The sequence below is a fragment of the Sinorhizobium arboris LMG 14919 genome (assembly GCF_000427465.1).
Taxonomy (GTDB): domain Bacteria; phylum Pseudomonadota; class Alphaproteobacteria; order Rhizobiales; family Rhizobiaceae; genus Sinorhizobium; species Sinorhizobium arboris.
The window spans coordinates 384,576-409,682 of the sequence record NZ_KE386497.1; the positions used below are offsets into that span (position 1 = coordinate 384,576).

Consider the following 25,107-nt stretch of genomic DNA (forward strand, 5'->3'; position numbering starts at 1 on the left):
GCGCGCCGCCTGGACATCAGATCGATATCTTGAACCCGCCGTATGATCTCTTCCGACGGCATGCTCTCGAAAACGTGCTCTCGCATGCCTCAACCCACATCATCGCAGAGGCAAACTGGCCCGAGCGCGAGAAAACGCCCATACCGAAGGACGATAGGCTGCTGAGGAGGCCAGACCCACCGCCGCCGGCGCCCGAGGAGAGCACCTGTCCGAAGGGACCGAGGCCATTGCCAAGTTGACCGAGATCTTGCGTCGCCTTCCTGGGCTGTTCCGCCGAACTTCGCCAAGGCTTCTTCGGCACCATTGAGCCTGCCGACGAAGTTGGGGACTTATGGGCCATTTCAAGTTTCGTCTAGACAATCCTCTTTTTCAGAGAACTCAAACCGCACTCGGAATAGCTGAGATTCTGCAGGTGCAAGATTGATATTATATCCCCGGTCTTCAAATGCAGTGTGCGTCCCCTCTAAGTCGCCATGACCCGTACACGGTTCTAACGCGAGGAATTGTTGATCTGGAAGAGACCATATAATCCAGTGCCGTGCATCTGGTGCGTCCACGTGGACTGTTGCACCTTCCCCGATGAGCGACAGCCTCCGACTTCTGGCATTCAAAAAACAAAGGGCTTCGTCTTGAAAAAGACCGTCATGCAAATATAGGAGGCGCCCACGCAATGGAACTTTCCTCTGATCAGCTTTAATCAATCCTTGCGAAGATATGCATGGAACAAGCGGCGACTCCGCCTTCTCAAACTGCAATCTCCAGCCACTTTTGTCAGATGAGTTCCGCGACCATCTAAATCCTGGATGCAGGCCAATAGAATACGGCAGTATCGACATTGCGGATCTATTTTTTACGCAGATATCTATGCTCAACATACAATCAGATATCTTGAATTTAACTTCGAAAAGAAACTCGTATGGGAACATCGTACTCGTAAATTTCGTATCAGACGACCGAAGCGTTACCTCGCTCTCCGAGCTAGAAACAACCTCAAAATCGAGCATTCCGATAAAGCCGTGAACAGGCATTGGATAACATTCGCCGTTTATTTCGACGGTCGAAGAGGCGCTCCAACCGCATGAAGGAAACATCAAGGGACAACTCTGATTCCAGGATGAGGGGTTGCCTGGCCACAAAAGATCGTTAGCGCCAACCCGCCAGCTAAGAAGCTGAGCTCCCTGAAGGCTGATGACTGCTCGCGCGGCGCCACAATGAATCGTGACAGCACTTTGCATGCGATACTCCCTGGAGGTGAAAGGTTTTTCGTCAGCCCGATCTTATCTTCGATACCGATTGAGGAAGTATAACCATGCCGCGCTCAACTCATCCCGCAGCTGCGGTCCAGGACCCGAACCTTGGCCGCTTAGCCGGAAAACGATATATATCATCCTGGGGCTTTATCGGTCAGCGACCATAGCGTTCTCGGCCTCTACCTGCTAGAGCCTACCGCTTGCAGTCGACCTCGTATGCCGACGCATTGAAGTAGTTGCGAAGGTCAGCGATCCGGGAAGAAGCCAGTTGGTGCCTATGCCGCTGTTTCGCTGCACGGCGGGCATGGCGATCTCGTGGACCGTAATCGTCGAACCGCGTCGGCAGTAGATTACTTTGAGATCGGTCAGGAGTTCGCCTTGGAGCGCCAGTCCGAGCTGACCACTGGCGGCCAGCAAGGAATCAAAGCCGAAGCTTCAACAGGGACACAACGTCGAGATCCGCCGGCGGCGCGCGGTTGAGGCCATTTCCGGCGGCTGCACCGCACCCGAGACTGATCACCCACGGTATTGCCGATCAGCCCGAATTCAAACACCCGAGTGATCGCGGGATAGACGAAAGCCGAGCGTTGCAGGATGCGACGCCTGGGTCTCTCCTGAGAAACGCACTCCGAACCGATAACTCTATTAAAAGTATCTATTTTGTTAAGAGTGTTCTGGGTGTTAACATTTGGTGGTCGTTTCGAACATTGAGGAGACGTTCGCATGAACGTACCTGATGCCCAAAGACTGCTTCGCCTCTCGCAACGCGGTGCTGATCAACGGACATTTCAAGGTGCAGAAAATCACTGGGATGGCGATGGCGATAGTAATGTGAATCGTCAGGCACATTCGGAACAACTTGTTGGTTGGCCCGATCATGCCACCCAATCCACGTCCGTTTCCCCTCTTCTCACCCTGCCGTCTAACCCTATTCTACTCGGCGGCGAGAACCGGTCCGGCACGACACTGCTCAGCGTGCTGCTCGACTCTCATCCCGACCTCGTTGTCGGCCCGGAGATCGATTTCACCGAACCCGTCAACCTCGGTCCGCATATCCTGACTGTGTGCGACATGATAGACGTCCGCGACGCACGGCTCGTCGGCGCGACGAAGGACACCATCGATCCTGAGTGGTATGACGGCGCGCATTTCGTCGTGCAGTGCGAGCGTTTCGGACTCGGCCGTGACGACGTGCGGAGGCTGGTGCGCAGCCTCAAGGCCAAGCGCGGCACCGATTTATCCGCCCTGGAGGACCGTTGCCTGCTCATCGACTCCATTGGCGAATTTCGACGTGAACAGACGGGAGCCGCACGGTGGGGCCTCAAGCTTCAGCGAAAGATCCAAGATATCGGTACGTATGCGGCGATCTGGCCAAAAGCCGATTTCATCCACATCATCCGCGACGGCCGTGACGTGGCTGCCTCCCACCTAAAGACCGTCCCCGAGTGGGGCTACCGGACTGTTACGGAGGCTGCGCACGGCTGGATGGAGGTCGTTACCCGACCCCGTCAGGCTGAGCCTTATGGCCGCTATCTGGAAGTGCGGTATGAGGATCTGGTCACCTGCCCTCGCGAGACCATCGAGCGGATGGTGGACTTCCTCGACCTACCATGGGACGAGGCGCTCATGCACCATGCGGAGCAGAAACACGCGCTCTTCGACAAGCCTTGGGGCCATCCCGCAGCGGGAGCCGCTGCCAAACCGCTATTTGCCGGGCGCAATGGACGGTACCTGCAGGATCTCACGGCCGCAGAGATCGAGGAGTTCGAACGGATCGCGGGGAAGGAACTGGCGCACCTGGGCTACTGCCGATCGGTGCCGGGCCCCGGGAACGCTCAGTGACACAGGAGGCGCACGAAATGCCCCGACGCCACCTGCCCCACAACTCTAACCTCCTCTCGCTGACCAAACGGCTCCCTCATCATGATCACTGTTTTCGTTCCTCGCGGTTAAGGCGCGCGCCGTATTATGAAATTCACTGACCTGCCAGCACTCAGTCTGTTTCCGGGGCGTCTCACCGTGTGGCGATGCGCCCCGCGTATGCGCGAAACGACCTGGGTAGCCGATCCACGGAGAGCTTCCCACGTCCAGGAAGCACACATCACGCACGCACTCGAGATGGCAGCCGGGGGTTCCCTGCTGCCATCCTGGCTGGGCTCCGTATTCGGTCTGCCCGCCCAGCTGAATGCGCATGCGTTCACCACGGCCTTGCGCCAGTGGACGGACCGCCACGAAATCTTGCGCAGCCATCTCACTTTCTCACCTGGCACCAAATCGGGCGGCCATCTGCAGCGGAGGACGCTGCCGCCCGGAGCCGTGAGTATTCACCCCAGTGCGGCGGGGGATTTCACCGACGGCCGGCAGCTGGCTCGATATCTCGAGGAATTGTTTAACGGCGAAATCAGTCCCCTCGGCTGGCCCGCATATATGTGCGTCACCATCGACCGCCCAGAGGCCACAACCGTCTGTCTGGCCGCCGATCACGTGCTGATGGACGGTTACTCCATTCTCGCAACCGCACATGAGATCCAGACCCTGTACGCTGCAGCACTCGCGGCACGCGGCGGCAAGCCTGCGCCACCTCTCCTTCCCCCCACTGCCAGTTACGTCGATTTCGCCGAAGCCGAACGGACCGAAGCCGATGCGCTGACCGTCGACCATGAGTCCATCGTCAGCTGGCGGCATTTCCTTGCCGAAGCGGACGGCCGGCTGCCGGAGTTTCCTGTGCCGGTTGGTGACGTGAGCGGCAACGCGGCTGCTCAGCCAAGTCGATACGTCCAGCTTCTCGACGCATCCGCTGCGCAAGCGTTCGCGCAACACTGCCGTGAGCCCGGAGGCAATATCTTATCCGGACTGCTCGCCTGTCTCGCGAAGGTCGGCTACGAAATCTCCGGTTCGGGAGAATTTCGAACGATGGTCCCCTTCCACAAACGGACCGGCCCGTGGCGTTCTTCCATTGGCTGGTACGTGGGTATGGGCCCGGTGGCCTTCCCGTTCAGCAAAACCGATTCCTTTCCTGAGGCCGTATGTCGGGCGGTCTCCAGTGTGGATCAGGCGAAGGAGCTGGCTCGGGTACCCATCCCCCGAGTGGCCGAACTCCTCGGGCAACCGCTCCGAGACCCCTTCATGGTCTCGTACATGGACCTTCGTCGTACCCCCGGCGCCCGCAGCTGGAAAGCTTGGCAAGTCATCACCCTCCGCAGCCGGAGCACCGATCCTGACGAGGTATGCCTCTGGGTCGTGCGGACTTATGACGGCCTCGTCGTCAACTACCGCCACCCCGCCACGGGTCTGGCAGCCGTCGCGGTCCCCGACTACGTCGCCCGCGCAAGGCACGTCCTGGCCTGCGTCGCGAATACGGGTTGCTGGCCCGCCATCGTAGAACCCGCCGGAGAATATTGCGCATGACGGACATTAGACATATTGCAGCGGCCTCTCGTGACTACACAGCTTTCGATGCAGTTATAGTGGGCTCCGGGCCATCTGGATCGATTGTCGCGCGAACGCTTGCGGAGAGGGGCTGCCAGGTGGCCGTCCTCGAATATGGAGGCTTGGTTTCCCCCGGCGCCTTCCACGGGCCTCATCAATTGGCCTACAGCCGGGCACTCACCTCCAGTGGTTCCGCAGACGGTAACCCTTGGACAGCATGCTGCGTCGGCGGCGGAATGCAGTTCTATGATGGAATCACGTTCAGATACAGACAAGCAGATCTGTCGGCTTCTCAATATCTTACGACTGACATGGAGGTTGATTGGCCTATTACCATCCAGGATCTCGAGCCCCACTACTCTGAGATCGAGCATTTGCTGGAGATCAGTGGCACTAGTGGGTTCCCATCCTATCCAGCCAGCCTGCGTGGAGTGAAGTTATCCAATGCGATGCAGGAACTCGGCATAAAGCCAAAAAATATCCCACTGGCAATTCGGCCGCCAGGAACGAGCAACGGATGCAACCAGTGTTCATCTTGCGATGAGCTGATGTGTCCAACGGATGCGAAAGCATCCGTGCTTACAAGAAACGTTTTGGATGACTCCGCCCTATCGGGAAAGATTTCAGTACTATACGGCTGTTTCGTCAACAGGATCGATACTCGCAGCGACGGTCGGGCTGACGCACTGGAATGCTATCTGCCGCTCTCATCGGAACTGATCCGGATTCCAGTCGAGAGGGTCATCGTTTGCGCAAGCGCGATTCAATCAGCGGCATTGATGCTTCGCTCGAAGAGCGGGCATGCACCGAAGGGGATAGGAAATGGATCTGATCTTGTTGGGCGGGGCCTCTCATTCAAGATCAGCGGCTACTCCACAGGCTACATGGAGTCCGATGATTGCGGCTCCGGTGTATTGGTTCCGCACTGGGGGCCGCATGCGACCGTATATACGGACGAGTTCTACGAGCATAGCGACGTGCCATGTGGATTTGGCGGCCTCATTTATGAGGCGAACTTCCTCTCGCCAAATGAGAACGCCGGTCGCGTGAGGCTGCACTACATAGCTGGGGAAGAGCCATGGTCGCACAATCGCGTTGTACTTACCGAGGCCGTTGATCGGCACGGCATCCCCTACATCCGTTTCCATTATACAAACTCGGACAATGACCATGCGCGATTAGGCTTTCTCGCCGACCGCGCGGAAGACATACTGCGCCGTCTTGGCACATCCCGCATCGAGCGCGAACCATTATCCCATGCAAAAGGCAGTTCCCATCTGCATGGCACCATGCCTGCCGGACGTGACCCCAGGAAGTCGGTCGTCGACAACTGCGGCAGGATTCATGGGTCCACCAACATCTATGTCATGGACGGCTCGGTTATGAATTTTCCGGGCAACAGCAATCCGACACACACAATCATGGCCAACGCGCGGCGAATGGCCCTGTTACTCGAGTAGAAGGATAATTTAGATGCTCGATGCCGGCGCTATCGGACATTTGGCTGAATGGGAGCGTGAAACCCGGTCCTCCATAATATTCCGTTCCGCCAACGGTGCGACGGCGGAGGATATCAACGGCAAGATCTATCTGGATATGACATCCTGCAGCGGGGCTTCGCCCCTGGGCAGCAATAACACGTTGTTCAAGAGCAGGCTTGCACAGGCCATGAAGCACGAGCCTGACATTCTGCCATCGCCGGTGAGTGAACAACGCCGGATACTTGCCGCGAAAATCATGGAAATGCTCCCAAGCAATCCTAGAGTATTCTTCTTGAGGACGGGATCTTGCGCGACCGAGGCGGCGGTTCGGATCGCCCGGCACCGAACCGGCCGGCCGGTTATCCTGACGGCTGGCTTTCACGGGTGGCACGATATCTTTCAACAAAGTCCCTGGTCGGACAACCCGCCAGCCAACGATCGACACGTCCAGGACTTCCAATATGACCTTGATATTCTGGAGCAGCAGCTTTCCGAGAACGAGGGGGAGGTGGCAGGCATTTTCTTTACGCCCGAGCCCACGGCCTTCTCTCCGGAACTTCTTCAGGAAATCTCCAGAATGGCAAGACTGCACGGCGTGTTGCTGATGGTTGACGAGGTGCTGTGCGGACTTCGTTACGCCAAGGGCGGCTACTGCCGAAAGCACGGTGTGGAAGCCGATCTCATCACATTGGCCAAAGGGATAGCACAAGGCGTCGGACTTTCCGTTGTTGCCGGCACCGCCGATGCCATGGCGGGAGCCGACAGGGCTTATCTCGGAAATACCTACCTACGCGAGAACCGGGCCTTCGTGGCCGGCAACCTGACGCAGGATATTTTTGAGGAAGCAGAAATCGTCGCTCGCCTCGCCGAGATTGGCTCGGCGCTCAAGACACAGTTCCAAACCTCCTTCGAGCGCAGCGGAATACCTGCGCGAATTCTCGGAAGCGATACTATGTTTGATATCGTTCTGCCCTCGCAAAGGCACGGAAGAGCGTTCGCTCAGAGGTGTCTACAGCACGGTATCTATACGGGATACCCAGGAAAATACATGAGCAATGCGTCCATGGACGACATTTTTTTCAGCGCTTTGCTGCCGGCACTGGAGCGAGCACTGGCTGACTACCGCAAGGACGAGGACATGGCTGCGCAGATCACTGACGCATCCATCGTCGAATACTTCGCGCAGGCGTTCCGCGCCACCGAGAAAGCATGCCTCTCCAACAAGCATCATTGGGCGTGATACAGGCAGAAAACCCGGCGTTTGGCGTACCGTTGCTGAGTGGTGGATGGACAGCGGCCCGGAATTCATCGTTCGTCTCGATCTCGGACTTCTCGCCGCGGCGCCCCCGGCCGCGATCACTGCTTGTAGATCGCTCCACCGGACGTCGATTTCAGGCAGGAGGACTCCGTCGCGGACGGCGGCGCCGAAAGCGCCTGCAGCAGCGCCTGCCAACGCTGCCGGTGCGAGGGCACGTCCTCGCGCGTCCAGCCAAGACCTGGGTCGTCACGGGGCTCATGCGGTAGGACATGCGTGGATGGGCACTCCGCGAGGTTCGTCGTGAAGGTCGCCAACCAGAGGAGAGGAAATCTGACGTTAGACTTCAGCCAGCTGTTGCCCTGGTGGACGAAGATCCGGGAACTTTGGAGTGCGAGAAACTAACGAAACCTATGAGTTCGCGGAACAATATCGAGCGCCTCACAAGTCGTGTTGCCCTCCGCATCCGTCACTAAACCTTGCCCCCCACTCAACCATCAGCTACCCAGACCGGGAGCACGGCATCTGCTCCGCTCCGAAACCCTATTGCCGCACGGCAGAACCGACAGTTGATGTCGATCAACGCGCGAATTGCACCCGGTGGATTTCAACGCGCATTACGCAAAGCGAGGACGCTCAGGCCGATGCATAAAATGCCCACGATTGCCTACACGCTTTGCCAATGACTCGCGGCGTACCCGTCTCGCGTCGAGTAGGACTGCAAGGAATTCACAATGCGACAGACACATGATGTCCCTGGCAGTGTGGGCCACGCCATGAGTCACCTATCCGCCAGGTTGGCGGTGTTGCTCACTTCGAACTATCCGGCTGAAGCCGTCGTCAAGACCATGATGATAGAGGCGTCCCCGCTTTTTCCGGGCCTGACGGAACAAGACCTGGTCACGTTGATCGATTGCCTCGTCGAACGATCTCTCGAGCAACATTTCCCGGGGCACACCGCAGGAGCCGCCTGCCGCTACGGCAGAAATCGTACTGTATCCACTGCACCGCTGGGGCACGCCCGCATTCGATCGCGATCACTGAACCCGATATGAAGCGCCAATCACGATGCCTTTCGCCCGGTCGAGGCATTCGCCCGCATCAGCGCCATCAACATCGGCCCGAGCGAAAACTCTCCGCGCTCAGCCTTTCGCGTCAGATCACGCAAATCAGCCACGTCCATGCCGCCGAATTTGGCCTTCCACTTGTAGATGCTGGCATCGCTGACGCCGTGCTTGCGGCAAGGCTTCGAGACCGGCGTGCCCGCCTTGTGCTCCTTCAGAATGCCTATGATCTGTTCGTCCGTGAAACGGTTGCGCTTCATTCCCTGGTCCTCTCAATGGGCCAGAGCTTACTTCAAAATGGTTTATTTCAGCGGGGCAAGGTCACCTTCACCGGGCGTAAGGGGAGAAGCTCACCACTCCCCGGCCTCGCTGAATATTGCCTAAATTCCTGGGTTGCTCGGGATTGCGGCCGGAATCGCCGCCTTGTCGTGAGGGGCCTTCTTCGCTCCGTTGTCTATCGCGAGAATGCTTACGACGAGAGAGATGAGCACGAGTATCAGTGCCAGAAATGCGATGCCTGCCTTATCCATCCCCCATCATGGTTGGGTGAATGGGAGCAAAGTGAGGCACCATCGGCTAAGAGCATCAACAATGGCTGCCATGAGGCGAATAGCGTCATCCGGTTTTCGCATGGAGCGCGAATTGCCCTGATCGGGCCATTGGCGGAATCGCACTTGGAGATAAGGAACGGCGACTTGAGCTCACCAGTCGAATCGTGTCCGCCTATTTGAGCCGCAATGTCATTCCCGTCGGCGAGCTTCCACATCTTATCCAGCAAACCTACGCCTCGCTGGGTGGGGGCTCCCGACCAGCGTGACCTTTGTTTCGTAGTGGACCTTCTCCAGGCCATGATCTGCCGGCACGGCTCGCCGGGCCCGCTCACCTACGTGCACGAGATCTCGATAAGACAAAGCTGTCGCCTATCCGACAAATTCTACCCCGGTCGAACCATCCGAACTTGAGACATACAAGGATGCCCGTGTACCCGCTTGAAAAAAAAACCAGGAAAATCCGGACATTCACGGCGTGGAGCCGCACTTGCGCCGACACGGCATGACGCTTGCTTCTCGTGACTTGCAAGCCTTTTGGCACATTTCAACGAAGGAGATTGACTAATGGCCGACCACCAAACCTTGGGATACTTGCATACACCAGATACCCTAAAGATCTTGGCTGCGCAGCTTCGTGCAGAGGCTCTTCGAACAGAGACACGGGCGCTACCCGTGCAAGGGGCAGCCGAAATCGCCGTCCGCCGGCCGGACTGGCCGGGCTGCTGGAATACCAAGTCTATCTCCGTCAACTGCACTGAACATTGATGGTCCATCGACGTCATTGGCTGACGGAACTCAAATCCGGATCGGCACTTTGTCAGCGCCGGCCTCTTTTGGGGTGCAGAGCGGGGCAAGGTGGAGGGTTTGAGGAGTGCCGCTCGCGCTCGCGAGCGGCTTTTGGAGTGGCCCGGGCCCCTCCTCAGAGCGATGGAGCTGGCTGCGCTCGTGGCCAGCTGCCCTTCTTGTAATCGAGTAGACGTACCTTGATCGGAAATCTGGATAAGCGACCATGGACGATACCAAGTTGTTCCCCCAGCTCAAGGAAACGGTTTGCCTAAAGCCGATGGCGGGGTACGCCTTGGCTCATGGTCACCACCCTTCCCAGATCCAAATGCTTGACCCTTCTCACGCGTTCTTTCTGTCGCTGTGCGACAAAGGTCTCCTCCCACCCCAAATCGCCTTTATCTATGGCCAAACCTTCGGCCTTAAGGATGTTGATGCTCACTCACAAATTGATCAGTTGTTGAGCAAGTATCGGCATTTTCTTAATTTCGACACGACGCCAGTCCCAAGAGAGCGATTTAGTCCGCAAGAATTCCTCTACCGGGCTGATCCTTCCGCGCTTGACCTCGCAACTTTTGGCAAATGGCCCGTTCCTGCGGGGATCAGCATCACTCTTACGTTCAGTTGCAACTTCAGGTGCTCCTATTGCTATCAAGATAATCGCCAGAGGAGCGACCGGCGCTGGAGCTTGAGCAAGTGCCTTGAATTGCTGGATGAGGCGGCGGACTGGGGCGTGGTGTTTGCAGGATTCACTGGTGGCGAACCGACCATCTTTAATGGCTGGCTTGAGTTGCTAGAGCGCACCCTCACACGGGGTATGATCCCGGTCTTCACTAGCAACGGAACGGTAATCGGGACTGATCCTGACATTGCCCTTCGGTTGAAAGATGCAGGCATGGAAGAAGTGACGATCAGTTTGGACGTCTGCTCGCCTGAACTGCATGATCAGGTGACCAGGACCAGCGGACATTTTCCCAAGGTAGTCGATGCGATTCGTTTTTTACGCGCGGCCGGAATCCGAGTGCTTATCAAGAGCGTGCTGACGCCGATGACTCAGCATGCGGTGCAGGAAACGATAGACTTCCTGGTTGATTTGGGAGTTGGAGGTATCGGCATTTCCTATATGGAGAGCGGAGCCATCAACTCCGCCGCCAATTGTGCTCCCAACGTTACTCCTGAAGAACTGTCACGTGTCCGAGATCGGATCGAACAAAAGCGTGAACAGTACTCACACCTCTGTAATATTGAACCGCCCGAGGATGCCAACAAATTGTGGACAGAGACGGACTGGTATCCCTGTGGCGGCATGATCTCCGGAATGTCGATATTTCCGAGCGGCGACGTATCCGTGTGTGACAAGATGCACGGGGTTAAGGCTTTTACTTTGGGCAATGTGTTCGATGCTGGCCTTAAAGAAATTTGGAACAGCGATGCGTTCGCACGACTTTGTGAGCGAGCGACAGATCCAGAGGTCGTCGATTCCGACTGCGCCATCTGCAGCAAGCTGCACCTTTGCCGGACGTCCTGTTTTGTCGATTCTTTCAACGTGACGGGCAGCTACTTCGGCAAAGATCCGTCTTGCGGCGGTCCGTTCTTGAACTAGCTAACTAGCGCAGGTCAGGGATTCGTCAGTTGCAGGGGAAGATGCTGGAGCGCGCACAATTGTGCAAGACTGACGCTCGGCACGCTAGTTCTGACGGGTAGGTCTCGTCGGCGCAGCTCAAGGAGCTCCGCTCTGAAGCGTCGAAGTCGTTCAGGCGGCGGCGGCACCGTATTCCAAATCGGCGCTTCCTCGTTGCATGGGAGACGGATTATGACAGGAGCCGACCGGAGCGAATGCGCCCAGCAGACCAGGCACCCACTGGTCCCGTGCTGAATCGGATATCGGCGCTGGAAAAGATGGCTCGACGTTCAGTTCGGTCATGCAGGGTCGGCGCTCTGAAAATCGAGACTGAGGAACCTCCTCTCAAAGGTCGCCTTCCGCCAGCGATTGCTCGACGCCGCACGTCACACGATCCCCCGTTATCCGTCAGTTGAATAGTGACATGCAAAAACTCGATTTCCCTAGTGTGGAGAAAAGAGGGTATCACCGTCAGTGTCGTCGCGCAGGCCCGAGATCTTTGTTCTCGCAACAGAAGGAGAGCCTTATGTATTCCAATCGGATAGATGGTACCGGATCGTTGGCCTTCCCGCCGGGGTATGTCGACACACAGGATGATAAACCGTTCAGGCAAGCTGTGAATGGAGCTAACTCACCGACTGCGGCGCTTCTATCGACAAACGCTCCGATTTGGAGCTCGAGCGCTCAATACGGAGACTTTTCACACGGTGGCTATTCTTGGAACAACGACATATATGGGGGTAAGGCCGCTGGGCCTCAGACGATTTCGGTTCATGCAGACAACCAGTGGAGCGTGTGGTCGAACCAGCCTAATACTGATGGCATCAAGAGCTACCCCCACCAGGCTTTCAATGTCGGGAAACCACTCAGTTCAATCAACACTCTGACGTCGAGCTTCAATCAGGATGTTCCTGCTGGCGGCGCGTGGAACACCGCCTACGACATCTGGGACAGCTCACATCAGAATGAGATAATGCTCTGGACAAACTACACCGGAAATCCAGACGGCAGCGGCAATGTTAAGCCCATCTCATATCATTATGACGCTTCCGGGGCGGCGATTCCGATCCACCGCAATGTCAATGTAGGCGGAGCGACTTGGAACGTGTTCGAAGGCTATAATGGTCACAAGGTCATCTCACTGGTGCTCACTTCCAAGACCGATAACGGGACGGTGGACATCAAGAGTATCCTGGATTGGCTCAAGTCGAATGGCCACCTTGGCGACATAAACGTCGGCAGCGTTCAGTACGGCGTCGAGATTACCGCGTCCCCAGGCGGGAAGAACTTCAACTTCAAAAACTGCTCCGTTAGCTCGACGTGACACACGGCCGCATAGCCAGTTCCTCTTATTTCGGGAACGTCGTCTAAGTCGAGTTCACTGGGCCCGACCCGGGAAAGCAAGCGCACACGACACTCTCTGTATAACGGGACGTGTTGGTCAAGAGGCCAATCAGGCGAGAGGGAGAAGAAATGGCGATTGATGCCGTGGGTAGCCATCCAAGTGTATTCTCACATGTCGTCGACGGAGGCAGTGCCGCGAGAGGAGCGGGCGAGCGAGGGACAAACCCCGCAAAGAAGGTCGATCCTAACAGCGACGAGCAGGTGTTGTCGGCGGCGATAGAGGCCTACCTGCCCAGCATGGTGTCCAACACACTGATGCTGAACAATTCGCTATTCAACTTTACCAAGGAAGCCATCGACGAAGGCGACGAGGGCTGAAGGTTCCTCAACGGCCGACGCATTCGGCCCAGTAGCGACTGGAGGATTTCTCGATGAGCCAAGAAGGTTTCTCCGAGCGCGGGTTTTTGGCGGCCGTCCAGACCTTATCGACGGGGGCAACGCTTCGAACAGCCGACGTGGTTGCGCAGCGGATCAGCGGCGAACATACTTCTCTCGCGCCTGTTTCAGATGTCCAGAAGCTGACCTTTACCGGTTTGAGGAAGATATCGCCGCAGGCGGACCCGGAGAACCTGCCCATCTCCCTGCCTCCCGCGAGCGAGAAAGCGCCAGCCCTTCTTGATCGACTTGTCTCTTTGTTCAAGCTGGAGAGCGATCATGGCCCCCAACCATCAGCGGTGCGCTTCGCCAAGGCTTCCGAACAGGTTGAGCAGGCGGCGACGGGGGTTCATACCCTGACCCAGTCGATAGATCGACTTCAGGCATCGCAGCAATTCGCCACAGGTATGACGCTCCTGTCGTCGCTCACCCAATCCGTCATGTCGTCTTCCAAGCGACTGACTCAAGGGCAGTAAGGCGCCCCATCATGGCTGTCTTCCCGCATAGTCACGCGACGCCTTGGTCGCGCGCCGGCAAACTCTCAGCCGCCATCCTTCTTTGCGTTCTACTTTCCTCCTGCAGCGAAGACGTGCTGACGGCGCTGGACCAGCGTGACGCCCGCGACGCGCAGGTTGTGCTGGAGCGGGCCGGAATCCACGCGGAGGTCCTGGCGGGTGAGGATTCGACCTTTTCCATTTCCGTAGACAGCCGCGATCGCACCAGGGCGATCGAACTTCTCGCCGAGGCAGGTCTGCCGCGCCAACCGCGCAGCACCGTCGCCGATCTCTTTCCGGGTGACGGCTTTCTGGTGACCCCCTTCGAGCAGAAGGCACGCATGGCCTACGCGGTCGAACAACAGCTTGCCGATACCTTGTCGGCGCTCGATGGCGTCGCAGCGGCTCGCGTGCACGTCGTTCTGCCGGAAGACAACGGCCGCGGCCTCATCAAGGAGAAGGCGCGCGCTTCGGCGCTGCTGCAGTATCGACCGGGCGCAGACCTGGCGGACATCGAGCTGAAAAGCCGCTCCATAATGCTGAACAGCATTCGGGGACTGGCCTATGAGGACGTCTCCGTCATCACCAGCCCATGGTCGGAAGTCGGTCTGACGGCGTCGACAGCGGGTCCGGCGGTAACGTCCGCAACCACCGAGCCTGCTGCCACCGACGAGTTCGTCAGCCTCGGACCACTGCTTGGCTATCGCAGCCTCTCGATCGTAGCGGCCGTCATTCTCGCGGCCGCAGCGAGCCTGCTTCTGATCGCCCCGCGTCGGAAGGAAAGCCGATGAGGTCGGCGATCCGGCAGGACGGAGCAAAGGCGCTCGAGGATGCGCACATTCGCCGGTCGGTTCTCGTTGCCGCAAAGGCGGAGGACATGGCCATGGCCCGCGGAGCGGACTGGCTTGATGCGACGCTCTGCCGGCGAATGGCGGCTCTGCCCCGCATGCAGACGCGGCTCTTCGAGTGGATTGCGCAGGCGGTCGGCGATCCCGCCTCCTGCAGCGACAGCCTGCGACGATTTCTCCTCCTGCCTTCGGATGCGAGGAAGGAGGCGGCATTGCGCGCAGGCCTGACCTACCATTTGAACGCATTTGGAACGGCGTTTGCCCGCGAGATCGTCGCAGCGCTTTCTGGCGTCTTCGGCAGTGAGGCAGTTCGTTTCGCGTTTGCCCATGCCGTGCTTTCCCCCGCCTCAGCGGCTCCGCTCGACCCGTCCCAGGACGAAAGCCGCCGGCTCGTCCTTGCCGATGGCGGTCGAATCCTCGCTCTATGGTTCAAGAGCGAGGGCCTGGCCGGTGCCTGGCAGCCCGACTGGGGGGATCTCGATGCCGGGTCCGTGACGCTCATTCGGCCGGCCGCCTGCGCCATCGGCGCTGCCGCGGCCGCCGCGACGATAGCAGAAAGGGACGGCGCCGATGACAGAGCTTAGGCGCCGCAGCCGCGTCATCCCGGCTCGGGAGTTCGGTTTGGTAAGCGAAGCTGCGGCCTTGGCCGCGGCCGCACGGGAGGCCGCGGCCATTGAAACCGCAAAGGCCTCGGAGGTACGCGAGGCGGCACGGGAGGACGGCTACCGCGCAGGCTATGCCGAAGGGCTGCGCAGGGCGACGGAGGGATTTGCCGCCGCAGCCGCCAAGGCGGAAAAGGCGCTCTTCAATATCGAAAGCCTAGTCACACCGATTGTGCTCAGGTCTGTCGCCAGAATAGTTGGTAGTCTCGATGCAGACGAGCGGGTTCGTCGCCTTGTCACCCAGGCGATCGCCGAAACGGCCGAGACCCAGCGCGTGACGTTGCGCGTTGCCGCCGGCGAGGCGGCGGTGGTCCGCAAGGCGATCGAAGGGCTCGATCAGCGCATCGATGTGGTCGCTGACCAGTTCCTTTCGGCCGGCGAAATCGTGATGGAGACTCCTGCGAGCCGGGCGCATATCGGCGTTCGGGAACAGATCGCCGCGCTCATGGAGGCGGCCGAGCGTGGTTGAAGCGCTGCTGCGGCTCGAAAGAGACATGGCTCGGGCGGAGACGCGTCGGCCTAGCGGCCGTGTCATCGGCGTTTCGGGGCTACTGGTGCGCGCGCATCTTCCGGCAGTGCGGATCGGCGAGCTTTGCGAACTGCGCGAACCGGGTCAGGGACGGCTGGGGTTCGCCGATGTCGTCGGCGTCGACGGCGAAACCGCTCTTCTTTCGCTGCATGGGGATACCCGCGGCATATCAGTGCGCACGGAAGTCGTTCCGTCCGGCCGTGAGCCTTCGGTTACGACGGGCGATTTCCTGATCGGCGCCATCATCGATGCCCACGGAAACATCCTTCGCAAGGCGGAGGGCCAGACGGGCCAGACGGCGCGCTTTTCGCAGCCGCTTCACGCGGCGCCGGCCGACATGCTGTCGCGGCGCCCGATCGACCGTCGTTTCCCGGTCGGCATTCCCGCGATCGATGGCCTGCTGACCTGCGGGGAAGGTCAGCGGATCGGCATCTTCGGCTCCCCCGGGGTCGGAAAATCGACTTTGATCGGCGACATCATCAAAAACAGCGAGGCTGATCTCGTCGTCTGTGCGCTCGTCGGCGAGCGCGGACGCGAGGTCGGGGAATTCGTCAACCGCGTCATGCCGGCGGGCAAGCCGTCGAACACGGTGCTCGTCGTCGCCACATCCGACCGGCCCGCGCTCGAGCGTTACAAGGCCGTGCTGACGGCAACCACCGTCGCCGAGCATTTCCGCGACCGGGGCAAGCGTGTGCTTCTCATCGTCGACAGCGTCACGCGCATGGCACGGGCGCTGCGCGAGGTGGGTCTTGCCGCCGGCGAGCCGCCGGTGCGCCGCGGCTTTCCCCCTTCCGTCTTTGCCGCGCTGCCCCAGGTTTTCGAACGGGCCGGCAACAGCGCAAGCGGAACGATGACGGCGTTCTACACGGTGCTGGTCGAGGGGGCGGAACAGGACGACCCGATCGCCGAGGAGACCCGCGCGCTTCTCGACGGACATATCGTGCTGTCCGATCGTATCGCCCAGAGCGGGCATTTCCCCGCCATCGACGTGCTCGCCAGCAGGAGCCGCACGATGAATGCCGTCGTCGATGAGAGCCACAACAAGGCGGCAAACCATCTGCGGTCATTGCTCGCTCTCTACAAGGAGGTTGAGCTCCTCATCCGCGTCGGCGAATATCGGCAGGGGCAGGATGCGGCCGCCGACGAGGCGGTGCGCAAGCGCGACAGGATCAACAGCTTTCTGTATGGCGCTAAAGGCTGTCGCACCTTCGATGAAACGGTCGCAGCGCTTCGCGAGCTCGCCCGATGACCGTCGCGACAATCCGTACAATCGAAGCCGTAACCAACATGCGCGCAGATGCCCCCCGCATCGGTGCCCGAAAGCCGTGGCGAATCCCGCTGGGAGACGGCACCGTGGCGGTTCGCCCTTTAGCGCCGGAGATCGCCATCGGCAGGATCGGCGACCCGGTGGCCGTCCGCCTCGAGATCGCCGGCCGCGCCGCCGAACTGTGGGTGCCCGAGGGGACGTTGAGACTGTTCGTGGAACGGTTCGAGCCGCTGACCCGGTGGGACCTGCTGCCGCCAGCAACGAAGGCCAACCTGCTCGAGTGCCTGGTTGCCGATGCGCTCGGCGCCATCGAGAATGAGGCCGGCGGACAGATCGCGCTCACCGAACTCGACGAGCCGACCGTCGATCGCGCGGCGCTGAATTTCGCCTTCGATGTGAGCTGGGACGGCCTCGCCTGCACGATTTGCGGCAAATTCGATCCGGAGACGCTTGCCGGACTTGTCCGCTGGGCGGCCCGGTTGCCCCGGCGCAGCCTGAGCGGGCTCACGACGAGCGTTGCGTTCAGGCGCGGCTTTGCCCTTCTTACGGCCGGCGAGATTCAAAATCTCGCGCCGGGCGACGCGATCGTCATCGATCCGGCAATGCCAGAAACCGCCGTCGCGGTCACGGGGGAGCGCTATCTCGCCCGCTGCACCCGCACGCAACGCGGCTTCACGCTCGACGAGCCTTTGCTGACCCGCCCCAGGAACCCGATGAGGCATCTCATGACGAACGAAGACGTGGACCAGGATCTGCAAGGGCCGCCGCAGCCTTCGGCTATCTCCGATATCCCGATCAAGCTCGTTTTCGAAGCCGGGCGCGTCGAATTGCCGCTCGGCGAGCTCGAAGCGCTCGGCGAAGGGCATGTCTTCACGCTCGACCGCACATTACCGGAAGCGGTCGATATCGTCGCGCAAGGCCGCATCATCGGTCGCGGCGAGATCGTCGCGCTGGACGGCTTCGCAGCGGTCCGCATCACGGCGCTTCACGACTGATGGAAAGCAGTTTTCCCCTTGCCCAAAGTCTCGCCGCCATGGCGGCGATCTCGGCGCTCCCCGTCATCGCGGTCGTGGCGACCTCCTTCACCAAGATTTCCGTCGTGCTGCTGATCGTCCGCAATGCCATCGGCATCCAGCAGACGCCGCCGAACCTCCTGGTTTTCGCCGTCGCCATCGTGCTTTCCGCATTCGTCATGAACCCGGTGCTCCAGGAATCGTGGCGGATCCTCGCGACGAGCGGCCAGGATTTCGGCACGATCGGCGGAATGGCGGCGGGCATTGCCGAGCTCTCGGCGCCGCTGAAGGCTTTCATGCTGAAATTCTCCGACGAGGAGGTTCGCGGTTTCTTCGTCCAATCGTCGCAGCAGGTCTGGTCTGGCGCACAGGGAACACCCGCCGACCCGGACGACATCACAATTCTCACGCCGAGTTTCCTGGTCTCCGAATTGACCCGGGCCTTCCAGATCGGCTTCCTGATCTATCTGCCCTTTCTGATGATCGACTTCGCGGTTTCCGCGATCCTCGTTGCGCTCGGGATGCAAATGATGTCGCCGACTGTCGTGTCGACTCCGCTCAAGCTGCTGCTCTTCGTCGCCGTCGATGGCTGGCGGCGGCTTCTCGAAGGACTTGTGCTTTCCTATGCGGGATGATCATGGTTGAGGAACAGATCGCCACCGAGATCAGTACGTCCATCGTCGCTACTTTCGCGTTGGCGGGACCGATCCTCGCGTTCGCCGCCGTTCTTGGGCTGGTGATCGCGATCTTCCAGGCGGCGACGCAGATCCAGGAACAGACGATCGCGCAGATCGTCAAGATCTTCTCGATCTCTTTCCTGCTGCTCGTTTTCGGACGGGCGCTGGCGACGCCGCTGATCGAGCATTCGATCCACATCCTCAACGATTTCCCGACCATGATACGGTGAGCGCCGATGGCACTCGCGGCTGCGTCCCTCGTCAACGAGCAGACGGCGGTGCCGGCCGCCGCGCTGCTGGGCGCCGCGCGTGCCCTCGGTATCACGGTCATTTTTCCCTTGTTTTCGCTCTTCAGCATCGTCGGCATCTTGCGCTTCGGCCTCGCCATCGGACTTTCGGCCCCATCGGTTTTCCATGCCTATTCGGTGCTTGCCGCGGGGAAGACCTCGTATTTCGACCTCGCGGCCCTGTCGTTGAAGGAAATGGCGTTCGGCGGTCTCCTTGGCATGGGCCTTGGCATTCCCTTCTGGGCGGCGCAGTCGGCGGGAGACATGACCGACGTCTATCGCGGCGCGAATGCCGCCAATCTCTTCGATCAGGTGAATGCGCTCGAGACGACACCGCTCGGTTCGCTGCTGATGTCGGTCGCGCTTGCGGTATTCGTTGCGGCGGGCGGTGTAATCGACCTCGTGGCGATCTTCTACAATTCCTTCGGGCTTTGGCCGCTTTTTGCCCTGAGCCCGGTCGCGACCGATAATTGGCTGATGATTATCCTCGAAAGCTTCGCCCGACTGTTTCGCGTCGGCGCGGTGCTTGCCGCTCCTTTCGTCATCGTCATGTGCGTGGTCGAGCTGTCGCTGGCCTTCGTCGGGCGCTCGGCGAAACAGTTCCCGTTGAACGACAGCGGCGCTACATTCAAGAACCTCGCCGTCCTCGTCGTGCTCGTCGTCTATTCGTCTTTCGTCACCAGCTATTTCGGCACGCTATGGACAGAGTCCTTCGCCGAGATCAAGGCCTTCCTGGAAGTCGGCCATGGCGAAAAATGACGATACCGAGGAAAAGTCCCTTCCCCCGAGCCGGGTAAAGCTCGACAGGCTCCGGCGGGAGGGTCAGGTCCCTCGATCGCGCGAGTTGCCGGTGGCGCTTTCGGTGCTGGCGATCGCGACCTATCTCGCCTGGGGCCTCGGCAGCATCATCGGCGATTTCGTTCACCTCTTCGACGCCGTGCTGCAGCTGGTCGGCAAGCCCACTGAGGTCCCGGCGCTTGCGTCGGTGCTGACTAAGATGGGCGCAGCGCTCCTCAGCATCGTCTGGCCTCCACTCCTCCTCGGATTGGTAGTCGTCCTTGCGGCATCGATCATCGATGCGCAGGGCTTTCCCGTATCGATGAAACAAATGGGCTTCGATCTCGGCCGTCTCAATCCGATGGAAGGTCTGAAAAAAGTCGTTTCCCTCGACAGCCTCACGGAGTTCCTCAAGGGACTCGCGAAACTGGCTCTTCTTTCCGTCGCCGGCGCCGGCACCCTTCTTTATTTCCTGAACGGGATCTTCTGGTCGCCGCTATGCGGCGAAGCCTGCGTCCTGGGCGTTGCGGTTCACCTTGTCGGCACGATCGCCGTCATCTCGGCCGCCATCATGATCGTCGCTGCGTTCTTCGACCTGCACATCTCACGCGCACTCTTCCGACGGGAACACCGGATGACCAAGACCGAAGCCCGGCGCGAGCACAAGGAGACCCAGGGCGACCCGCATGTGAAATCGGCACGCCGGCAGATTGGCGCGGAGATGCGAAATTCACCGCCGCGCAAGCAAGGCTAATGCATGTCGCCCAAAAGTGTGCAGCGGTTTTGGGCCAACGACATGCATAAAAACAGGAATCTAAAGCGCAATCCTCTATTCGCGCCGCGGTTCTTCGTACAGCCCTGAACTTCAGCTATCCGGAGACGCCAGTGCATCCATCCGGGCCGCCTTGCGCCGCGCAAGCGCAAGCTCGGTCCTGCATTCCTTCAGCATCCGGGAGAGGCCGGCGCGTTCCGCATCGAGTTCTTCGACGCGCGCCTGCGCCAAGGAGCGCTCTCGACCGATCAGTTCAAGCTTCTGCGAGGCAAGAAGCAAAGCTCGTCCCGTGACGAGCTTGCCGGGCGACATTTTCCGGATCGGCGAAGCCTCGTCTTCCCGCCGACTGATGTCGTTCAGCAATCTTTCCGCGGAAGTCTTCTCCCGTTCGATCCGTTCGAACCGCTCCTCGAGTTCCTTCAGCCGTCGCGCAAGCCTGGTCTCCCGGGCACTCCTCAGTCGAACGAGCTGGCCGATGGCGGCCGCATCGGCCGCCGGTATGGCCCTCGGCATCAGTTGGGCGCCGAGGTGCGTTGTACGGTCACGACTTCCGGCACGCCCTCTTTGAACACCTGGACCGTTTTTTCCATGGACCGGTTAAGCACGCTCTCGACGGCGGAGACGAAGATCGGGGGACCGCGGACAATCAGGACATCGCTTGTCGGATCGTATTGGATCGCCGTTTCGGGATATATCGGAAACAGCGCCCGCACCGCGTTGCGCGCCACATCCCAGCTTCGCGTCCGTTGCTCCAGGACGACAGTGTTGATCTCGCTCTTGGGCGAAATGACCATCCGGCTTCCGTCGAAGGCGACGAACAGGTTCGCTGCTTCGCCAAGCGCCCGGAACGCCTCCACCCCGCTGCCGTCCACGGTCCAGTTCTCGACCGTCCCGTTCAAGGTCCCGACGGGCGTCACCGGGATGCCGGTCATGAACTCCAGGGTTTCGACGACCTGAGACACCGGCTGGGAAATGACCTTGAGGCGCACGTTGCGCACATCAGCGGTCGCAATTGATGCGAGTGCGAGCCAAACGGCTGTAGCGACAAGGAACATGCAGCCTCTCACGATGGTGCCTCCGCCTTCGTAATTCGTTTGGAAGCTCTTAGCACTGTCTTGCGGACTCAGATAGAACTTTCTCGCGTATCTCAATGTAGAACTAACGCGGAGAGCCGTACATTGAGATTGTCAACATGTTAAACTCCGTTCACTTTACGTTCAAACCGATATCCATGAAACAAATACAACTCATTTAAGCCACAAATTAAAGACTGATTTGTTATCCCTGAATCGCACGATATTCAAAAATAAAAATTGATTGTCGCTTTGATTACGGTAGGCTGAGTATCGTTCAACAAGGAGACAAGAAATGGCTAGTACCAGTCCTACATCTACCCTGGAAGGGGGAATCAGTTCTGCAATTTCCAGTTTCAAGGCTGCGCAGAACGAAGCAACGGCACAGAGCCTGCAGGTCGCGACCGAAATCACCAAAATCAATGGCGTCGCCAACGCCACCAAGAAGATCGGTCCGGCTTGATATGACCGGGGCGAAGCCGATTCGGCTTCGCCGCCCTCTTCCGCATTGCGCTCTTCACTTCACAACGCCATGCCAAGTTGAGGAGTGCGCCAGCAGCAGAAACGATTGGAGTGATCCATGCGTGCGGGACCTGCTTTGCCTTCAATCGCCGCCTCGTCGACTGGAAAGGGTTCGCCGGCAGAGCGAGCCGGTGCTCGGGCAGCCGCCGGCGAGCCGTCGTTGCGGGTTACGCGTGGTGGCCGCACCTCCGTACTTGTGCCCGGCAAGGGCACACACTTGGTCGGCGGCGGTGCGGAATGCGACCTCGTCGTCGTTGGCCTGAAGGCTGAGCCGGCGTTCCGTCTTGAGCTCTGGGGTGATGGCAGCCAGGCGGGCGCCGCCGTCGAGGCAATCGGCACAGGCATCAAAGTCGGCACACGCGACCTGCGCCAGGGCGAACGCGCGATCCTCGCAAATGGCGCGGTCATTCACATTGCGGATGTCGAATGCGTCATCGAGGGCCTCCCGCAGAATTCGACGTTCGTTGCGCGTTCTTCGCGCCGGCGTATCGCCGCCGCCGGACTTTTGGCCATAGCGGCCCTGCTTCTCGTCGCCAGCCTCAGTTTCGAAGGCGCTCCGGCCCCTTCGGAATGGCCCTCCCGCCGAGCCTCGGCGGAGCCGCGCCCAACGGCCGCCTCCATCGCCGCCGAGCTTAGTGAGGCAACCCGGCTCGCAGGGCTCAACCTGCTGGCCGAGGTCACGCCGGACAGGAAGGCAATTCTGGTCGGAGAAAACGCTTCGCCCCTCGATCTCGCAAGTCAAAGACGGCTTGCATCAATCCTGTCCTCTATTGGCGGGCGCAGCCCCGTTCCCTTGGTCGATCGGACCAGACTTGCCTCCGGACTCGAGGGCTTCGTCGCGGCGGCAGGCTATTCGCCGGTCAAGTTCATTGTCGGGCGAGATGGACGTCGTTACCGGGAAGGCGACGCGATCTCGGGGGAATGGCGGATCGAGGAAATTCGGCCGGGACAACTCGTAATCGCTCATGGGGGCAAGAGGGATACCGTCGATTTCGAGCAGCCGGAGCCGCGCCTGAAACTGAACCTCGCCAATGTCGATTCGACGGAAACCGGGCAATGATGGCCGGCTCGTCGGTCCTTTCCGGCCTCTGGCGCAGAACGGATATATTATTCGCCGCCTTCTTCGCATTGGTAGTCGCCATGATGGTGGTGCCGCTACCAACAGTACTCGTTGACGCGATGATTGCCTTCAATCTTGCCTTCGCCTTCATCGTCCTTGTCACGACGATCTACCTACGCAACATTCTCGACATCTCCACATTCCCCGCCGTGATCCTGGTCGGCACGGTCTTCCGGCTGTCGCTGACCATTTCGACGACCCGGCTGGTGCTGGCAGAAGGCGACGCCGGCGAGATCATTCACGCCTTCGGCTCCTTCGTGGTCGCCGGCAACGTTCTCGTCGGCCTCGTGGTCTTCCTGATCGTGGCGCTCGTGCAGTTCATCGTCGTCACCAAGGGTGCCGAGCGCATCGCTGAGGTCGGAGCCCGCTTCACCCTCGATGCCATGCCCGGCAAGCAGCTCGCCATCGACAGCGACCTGCGCAACGGCCATATGTCGGCCGAAGCGGCGCAGACACGCCGTGCCAGGCTCGAGCGCGAGAGCCAGTTCTTCGGCGCTATGGATGGTGCCATGCGCTTCGTCAAAGGCGACGCCATCGCCGGCCTCGCGATCGTTGCTGTCAACCTGCTCGGCGGTCTCGCCATCGGCATTTTCCAGCGGGGCTTGAGCTTCTCGGAATCCGCCCACCTCTATTCGCTGCTTTCGGTCGGCGACGGCTTGGTGTCGCAGATCCCGTCGATGTTGATGGCCGTCGCAGCCGGCACGGTCGTCACGCGGGTCAACGACGATAGCAGCAGCAGCCTCGGAACGGACATCAGCCGTCAGTTGGCGCGAGAGCCCCGTGCACTGGGTGTCGGAGCCGCCATGACCGCGCTGATGAGTTTCGTACCCGGCTTCCCGGATGCGGTCCTCTGGCCGATCTCCGGCATGCTCGCATTCATCGCGTTCACAATGTGGCGCCGGAGGCAGGCAGGGACGTCCGGCAGCGCGGCTCGGGGATCGGAGGAACATGCGGCCGTTTCCCTCGACAGGACAAAGTACGGCGACCCCATTATCGCAACGGTCTCGGCGGCGACCATGGCGCGCTTGGCGGCCGAAGGCTTGGGGACGCAGCTCGACGGCCGCATCGGCGTCTTGGCCAGGGCCGTGGGCGTGGCCATCACGGTACCGACATTCAATGCCGATCCCCGCATGGGCGATGATCTCATGCACATCCAGGTCGAGAACGTGCCGGCAGGCCTCGTAGAGTGTCCGCCGAACCGACCGGCGGAGCAGATTGCCAACGACATTGCGCGTATCGTCCGCCGCCACATCGGATCGATCTTCAGCGTCGACGACGCGACGCAATGGCTCATGAGCCTCGAGCCGAGGCTGGGCAAGCTCGCAAGCGATGTGCGGGCGCAGGTACCGCCCATGCTGCTCGTCGCCGTCATACGCCGCCTGCTCGATTCCGGCGTCACCGTGTCTCAGCCACGTGGTCTTCTCGAGGCCCTGCTCACCTCCCATCATACGGAGGCGCCGGAGGATATGGCAGAGCGCGCGCGACAGGCGCTCGGCCCTCAGATCGCATTCGGCCTCCTGGACCAAAGAGGGTTACTCCCCGTCATCACGCTCGGCCCGGAATGGGAGCGCAGCGTGCGCGCCTTCAAAGAAAGCTCGGGAGAAGCGGAGGCCGAGGCCTGCGAGAACCTGCGCCGGTTGGTAGAGGACGCCAAGCAAAAGCTTTCCGCAGCGAATGCCGAGGATCGCGACCCGGTTGCTATCGTGGAGAGCGACATCCGGCTTTTGTCGCAAGCGCTGCTGATTCGCCACGGTTGCCGTATGCCGGTGCTCTCACCTGATGACATCTGTGAGGAAATCACCTGCGACGTGATCGCCGCGGTTGGAGCCTGACAATAATAAAGAGGGAACGGA

The 25,107-nt window shown here is 60.0% G+C and carries 23 protein-coding genes and 2 pseudogenes; 21 read left to right on the forward strand and 4 right to left on the reverse strand.

Going from position 1 to position 25,107, the window contains the following annotated elements; translation table 11 throughout:
- Positions 1-341: 341 nt before the first annotated feature.
- Positions 342-1,235: an aldose epimerase family protein gene (locus SINAR_RS1000000138590; protein WP_084617834.1), complete on the reverse strand. Its 894-nt coding sequence runs from the start codon at positions 1,233-1,235 to the stop codon at positions 342-344.
- A gap of 738 nt (positions 1,236-1,973) precedes the next feature.
- On the opposite strand from SINAR_RS1000000138590, the gene SINAR_RS0130730 reads away from it, so the two are divergent.
- The 4 genes from SINAR_RS0130730 (at position 1,974) to SINAR_RS0130745 (ending at position 7,400) form a co-directional block, all read left to right on the forward strand.
- Positions 1,974-3,092, forward strand: a complete 1,119-nt coding sequence (locus tag SINAR_RS0130730; RefSeq protein ID WP_234710694.1) for a sulfotransferase family protein — start codon at positions 1,974-1,976, stop codon at positions 3,090-3,092.
- A gap of 198 nt (positions 3,093-3,290) precedes the next feature.
- Positions 3,291-4,658: a condensation domain-containing protein gene (locus SINAR_RS0130735; RefSeq protein WP_033058251.1), complete on the forward strand. Its 1,368-nt coding sequence runs from the start codon at positions 3,291-3,293 to the stop codon at positions 4,656-4,658.
- 257 nt (positions 4,659-4,915) lie between these two features.
- Entirely contained in the window at positions 4,916-6,139 is a 1,224-nt protein-coding gene (locus tag SINAR_RS0130740) for a GMC oxidoreductase (protein WP_234710695.1), read from the forward strand.
- A gap of 13 nt (positions 6,140-6,152) precedes the next feature.
- Entirely contained in the window at positions 6,153-7,400 is a 1,248-nt protein-coding gene (locus tag SINAR_RS0130745) for an aminotransferase class III-fold pyridoxal phosphate-dependent enzyme (RefSeq protein WP_028002605.1), read from the forward strand.
- 1,186 nt (positions 7,401-8,586) lie between these two features.
- Here the strand turns inward: SINAR_RS0130745 and SINAR_RS1000000137570 are convergent.
- Positions 8,587-8,739, reverse strand: a pseudogene (locus tag SINAR_RS1000000137570) (transposase); the annotation flags it as partial.
- Between the two features lie 407 nt (positions 8,740-9,146).
- Between SINAR_RS1000000137570 and SINAR_RS1000000136145 the strand changes: the two are divergent.
- The 14 genes and pseudogenes from SINAR_RS1000000136145 to SINAR_RS0130820 form a co-directional block, all read left to right on the forward strand.
- Positions 9,147-9,293: pseudogene (locus tag SINAR_RS1000000136145) on the forward strand (MucR family transcriptional regulator); the annotation flags it as partial.
- Between the two features lie 746 nt (positions 9,294-10,039).
- Positions 10,040-11,416: a radical SAM/SPASM domain-containing protein gene (locus tag SINAR_RS0130760; RefSeq protein ID WP_028002606.1), complete on the forward strand. Its 1,377-nt coding sequence runs from the start codon at positions 10,040-10,042 to the stop codon at positions 11,414-11,416.
- A 544-nt stretch (positions 11,417-11,960) separates the two neighbouring features.
- Positions 11,961-12,758 carry a GH12 family glycosyl hydrolase domain-containing protein gene (locus SINAR_RS0130765; protein ID WP_028002607.1) on the forward strand — a complete coding sequence of 266 codons (798 nt, stop codon included), beginning with the start codon at positions 11,961-11,963 and terminating at the stop codon, positions 12,756-12,758.
- Positions 12,759-12,907: 149 nt separating this feature from the next.
- A complete protein-coding gene (locus SINAR_RS0130770; RefSeq protein WP_028002608.1) occupies positions 12,908-13,156 on the forward strand; it encodes a hypothetical protein in 249 nt (82 codons plus the stop codon).
- 53 nt (positions 13,157-13,209) lie between these two features.
- A complete protein-coding gene (locus tag SINAR_RS0130775) occupies positions 13,210-13,689 on the forward strand; it encodes a hypothetical protein (RefSeq protein ID WP_028002609.1) in 480 nt (159 codons plus the stop codon).
- A gap of 11 nt (positions 13,690-13,700) precedes the next feature.
- Positions 13,701-14,498, forward strand: a complete 798-nt coding sequence (gene sctJ / locus SINAR_RS0130780) for a type III secretion system inner membrane ring lipoprotein SctJ (RefSeq protein WP_033058253.1) — start codon at positions 13,701-13,703, stop codon at positions 14,496-14,498.
- Positions 14,495-15,139, forward strand: coding sequence for a hypothetical protein (locus tag SINAR_RS0130785; protein WP_028002611.1), 645 nt, complete (start codon positions 14,495-14,497; stop codon positions 15,137-15,139). Before sctJ ends, SINAR_RS0130785 begins: the two co-directional genes overlap by 4 nt.
- The gene (gene sctL / locus SINAR_RS0130790; protein ID WP_028002612.1) at positions 15,126-15,686 is read left to right on the forward strand and encodes a type III secretion system stator protein SctL; all 561 of its coding nucleotides are present in this window, start codon (positions 15,126-15,128) and stop codon (positions 15,684-15,686) included. Before SINAR_RS0130785 ends, sctL begins: the two co-directional genes overlap by 14 nt.
- Positions 15,679-16,995 carry a FliI/YscN family ATPase gene (locus SINAR_RS0130795; RefSeq protein ID WP_028002613.1) on the forward strand — a complete coding sequence of 439 codons (1,317 nt, stop codon included), beginning with the start codon at positions 15,679-15,681 and terminating at the stop codon, positions 16,993-16,995. Before sctL ends, SINAR_RS0130795 begins: the two co-directional genes overlap by 8 nt.
- Positions 16,992-18,008 (forward strand): type III secretion system cytoplasmic ring protein SctQ, encoded by a 1,017-nt coding sequence (sctQ, locus tag SINAR_RS0130800; protein ID WP_050577623.1) that lies wholly within the window; start codon positions 16,992-16,994, stop codon positions 18,006-18,008. Before SINAR_RS0130795 ends, sctQ begins: the two co-directional genes overlap by 4 nt.
- Positions 18,008-18,661 carry a type III secretion system export apparatus subunit SctR gene (gene sctR / locus SINAR_RS0130805; protein ID WP_028002615.1) on the forward strand — a complete coding sequence of 218 codons (654 nt, stop codon included), beginning with the start codon at positions 18,008-18,010 and terminating at the stop codon, positions 18,659-18,661. Before sctQ ends, sctR begins: the two co-directional genes overlap by 1 nt.
- A gap of 2 nt (positions 18,662-18,663) precedes the next feature.
- The gene (locus SINAR_RS0130810; protein ID WP_028002616.1) at positions 18,664-18,933 is read left to right on the forward strand and encodes a flagellar biosynthetic protein FliQ; all 270 of its coding nucleotides are present in this window, start codon (positions 18,664-18,666) and stop codon (positions 18,931-18,933) included.
- Between the two features lie 6 nt (positions 18,934-18,939).
- Entirely contained in the window at positions 18,940-19,749 is an 810-nt protein-coding gene (locus SINAR_RS0130815) for an EscT/YscT/HrcT family type III secretion system export apparatus protein (RefSeq protein WP_028002617.1), read from the forward strand.
- A complete protein-coding gene (locus tag SINAR_RS0130820; protein ID WP_028002618.1) occupies positions 19,736-20,521 on the forward strand; it encodes an EscU/YscU/HrcU family type III secretion system export apparatus switch protein in 786 nt (261 codons plus the stop codon). The genes SINAR_RS0130815 and SINAR_RS0130820 overlap by 14 nt, the downstream gene beginning before the upstream one ends.
- A gap of 111 nt (positions 20,522-20,632) precedes the next feature.
- Here SINAR_RS0130820 and SINAR_RS0130825 read toward each other — a convergent pair whose 3' ends face one another.
- Together SINAR_RS0130825 and SINAR_RS0130830 are read right to left on the reverse strand one after the other, a co-directional pair.
- Positions 20,633-21,052, reverse strand: a complete 420-nt coding sequence (locus tag SINAR_RS0130825) for a hypothetical protein (RefSeq protein ID WP_028002619.1) — start codon at positions 21,050-21,052, stop codon at positions 20,633-20,635.
- On the reverse strand, positions 21,052-21,594 hold the full coding sequence (locus tag SINAR_RS0130830; RefSeq protein ID WP_150852056.1) for a hypothetical protein: 543 nt from the start codon (positions 21,592-21,594) through the stop codon (positions 21,052-21,054). Before SINAR_RS0130830 ends, SINAR_RS0130825 begins: the two co-directional genes overlap by 1 nt.
- Positions 21,595-21,907: 313 nt before the next feature.
- Between SINAR_RS0130830 and SINAR_RS1000000137455 the strand changes: the two genes are divergently transcribed.
- The 3 genes from SINAR_RS1000000137455 to SINAR_RS0130845 all read left to right on the forward strand — a co-directional run bounded on the left by SINAR_RS1000000137455 (position 21,908) and on the right by SINAR_RS0130845 (position 25,086).
- The gene (locus SINAR_RS1000000137455) at positions 21,908-22,075 is read left to right on the forward strand and encodes a hypothetical protein (protein WP_167333621.1); all 168 of its coding nucleotides are present in this window, start codon (positions 21,908-21,910) and stop codon (positions 22,073-22,075) included.
- Between the two features lie 117 nt (positions 22,076-22,192).
- The gene (locus SINAR_RS0130840) at positions 22,193-23,194 is read left to right on the forward strand and encodes a hypothetical protein (protein WP_150852057.1); all 1,002 of its coding nucleotides are present in this window, start codon (positions 22,193-22,195) and stop codon (positions 23,192-23,194) included.
- Positions 23,191-25,086: a flagellar biosynthesis protein FlhA gene (locus SINAR_RS0130845; RefSeq protein WP_028002622.1), complete on the forward strand. Its 1,896-nt coding sequence runs from the start codon at positions 23,191-23,193 to the stop codon at positions 25,084-25,086. The genes SINAR_RS0130840 and SINAR_RS0130845 overlap by 4 nt, the downstream gene beginning before the upstream one ends.
- Positions 25,087-25,107 lie beyond the last annotated feature (21 nt).

What these genes read in the sequence shown, in the direction of transcription:
- sctJ (WP_033058253.1), top strand. Translation starts at nt 13,701, where the DNA reads ATGGCTGTCTTCCCGCATAGTCACGCGACGCCTTGGTCGCGCGCCGGC.
- SINAR_RS0130740 (WP_234710695.1), top strand. Translation starts at nt 4,916, where the DNA reads ATGCAGTTCTATGATGGAATCACGTTCAGATACAGACAAGCAGATCTG.
- SINAR_RS0130775 (WP_028002609.1), top strand. Translation starts at nt 13,210, where the DNA reads ATGAGCCAAGAAGGTTTCTCCGAGCGCGGGTTTTTGGCGGCCGTCCAG.
- SINAR_RS0130825 (WP_028002619.1), bottom strand. Translation starts at nt 21,052, where the DNA reads ATGCCGAGGGCCATACCGGCGGCCGATGCGGCCGCCATCGGCCAGCTC.
- SINAR_RS1000000137455 (WP_167333621.1), top strand. Translation starts at nt 21,908, where the DNA reads ATGGCTAGTACCAGTCCTACATCTACCCTGGAAGGGGGAATCAGTTCT.
- SINAR_RS1000000138590 (WP_084617834.1), bottom strand. Translation starts at nt 1,235, where the DNA reads ATGCAAAGTGCTGTCACGATTCATTGTGGCGCCGCGCGAGCAGTCATC.
- SINAR_RS0130840 (WP_150852057.1), top strand. Translation starts at nt 22,193, where the DNA reads ATGCGTGCGGGACCTGCTTTGCCTTCAATCGCCGCCTCGTCGACTGGA.
- SINAR_RS0130810 (WP_028002616.1), top strand. Translation starts at nt 18,664, where the DNA reads ATGGTTGAGGAACAGATCGCCACCGAGATCAGTACGTCCATCGTCGCT.
- SINAR_RS0130820 (WP_028002618.1), top strand. Translation starts at nt 19,736, where the DNA reads ATGGCGAAAAATGACGATACCGAGGAAAAGTCCCTTCCCCCGAGCCGG.
- sctQ (WP_050577623.1), top strand. Translation starts at nt 16,992, where the DNA reads ATGACCGTCGCGACAATCCGTACAATCGAAGCCGTAACCAACATGCGC.
- SINAR_RS0130815 (WP_028002617.1), top strand. Translation starts at nt 18,940, where the DNA reads ATGGCACTCGCGGCTGCGTCCCTCGTCAACGAGCAGACGGCGGTGCCG.
- sctL (WP_028002612.1), top strand. Translation starts at nt 15,126, where the DNA reads ATGACAGAGCTTAGGCGCCGCAGCCGCGTCATCCCGGCTCGGGAGTTC.
- SINAR_RS0130730 (WP_234710694.1), top strand. Translation starts at nt 1,974, where the DNA reads ATGAACGTACCTGATGCCCAAAGACTGCTTCGCCTCTCGCAACGCGGT.
- SINAR_RS0130760 (WP_028002606.1), top strand. Translation starts at nt 10,040, where the DNA reads ATGGACGATACCAAGTTGTTCCCCCAGCTCAAGGAAACGGTTTGCCTA.
- SINAR_RS0130845 (WP_028002622.1), top strand. Translation starts at nt 23,191, where the DNA reads ATGATGGCCGGCTCGTCGGTCCTTTCCGGCCTCTGGCGCAGAACGGAT.
- SINAR_RS0130770 (WP_028002608.1), top strand. Translation starts at nt 12,908, where the DNA reads ATGGCGATTGATGCCGTGGGTAGCCATCCAAGTGTATTCTCACATGTC.
- sctR (WP_028002615.1), top strand. Translation starts at nt 18,008, where the DNA reads ATGGAAAGCAGTTTTCCCCTTGCCCAAAGTCTCGCCGCCATGGCGGCG.
- SINAR_RS0130765 (WP_028002607.1), top strand. Translation starts at nt 11,961, where the DNA reads ATGTATTCCAATCGGATAGATGGTACCGGATCGTTGGCCTTCCCGCCG.
- SINAR_RS0130745 (WP_028002605.1), top strand. Translation starts at nt 6,153, where the DNA reads ATGCTCGATGCCGGCGCTATCGGACATTTGGCTGAATGGGAGCGTGAA.
- SINAR_RS0130735 (WP_033058251.1), top strand. Translation starts at nt 3,291, where the DNA reads ATGCGCGAAACGACCTGGGTAGCCGATCCACGGAGAGCTTCCCACGTC.
- SINAR_RS0130830 (WP_150852056.1), bottom strand. Translation starts at nt 21,594, where the DNA reads ATGTTCCTTGTCGCTACAGCCGTTTGGCTCGCACTCGCATCAATTGCG.
- SINAR_RS0130785 (WP_028002611.1), top strand. Translation starts at nt 14,495, where the DNA reads ATGAGGTCGGCGATCCGGCAGGACGGAGCAAAGGCGCTCGAGGATGCG.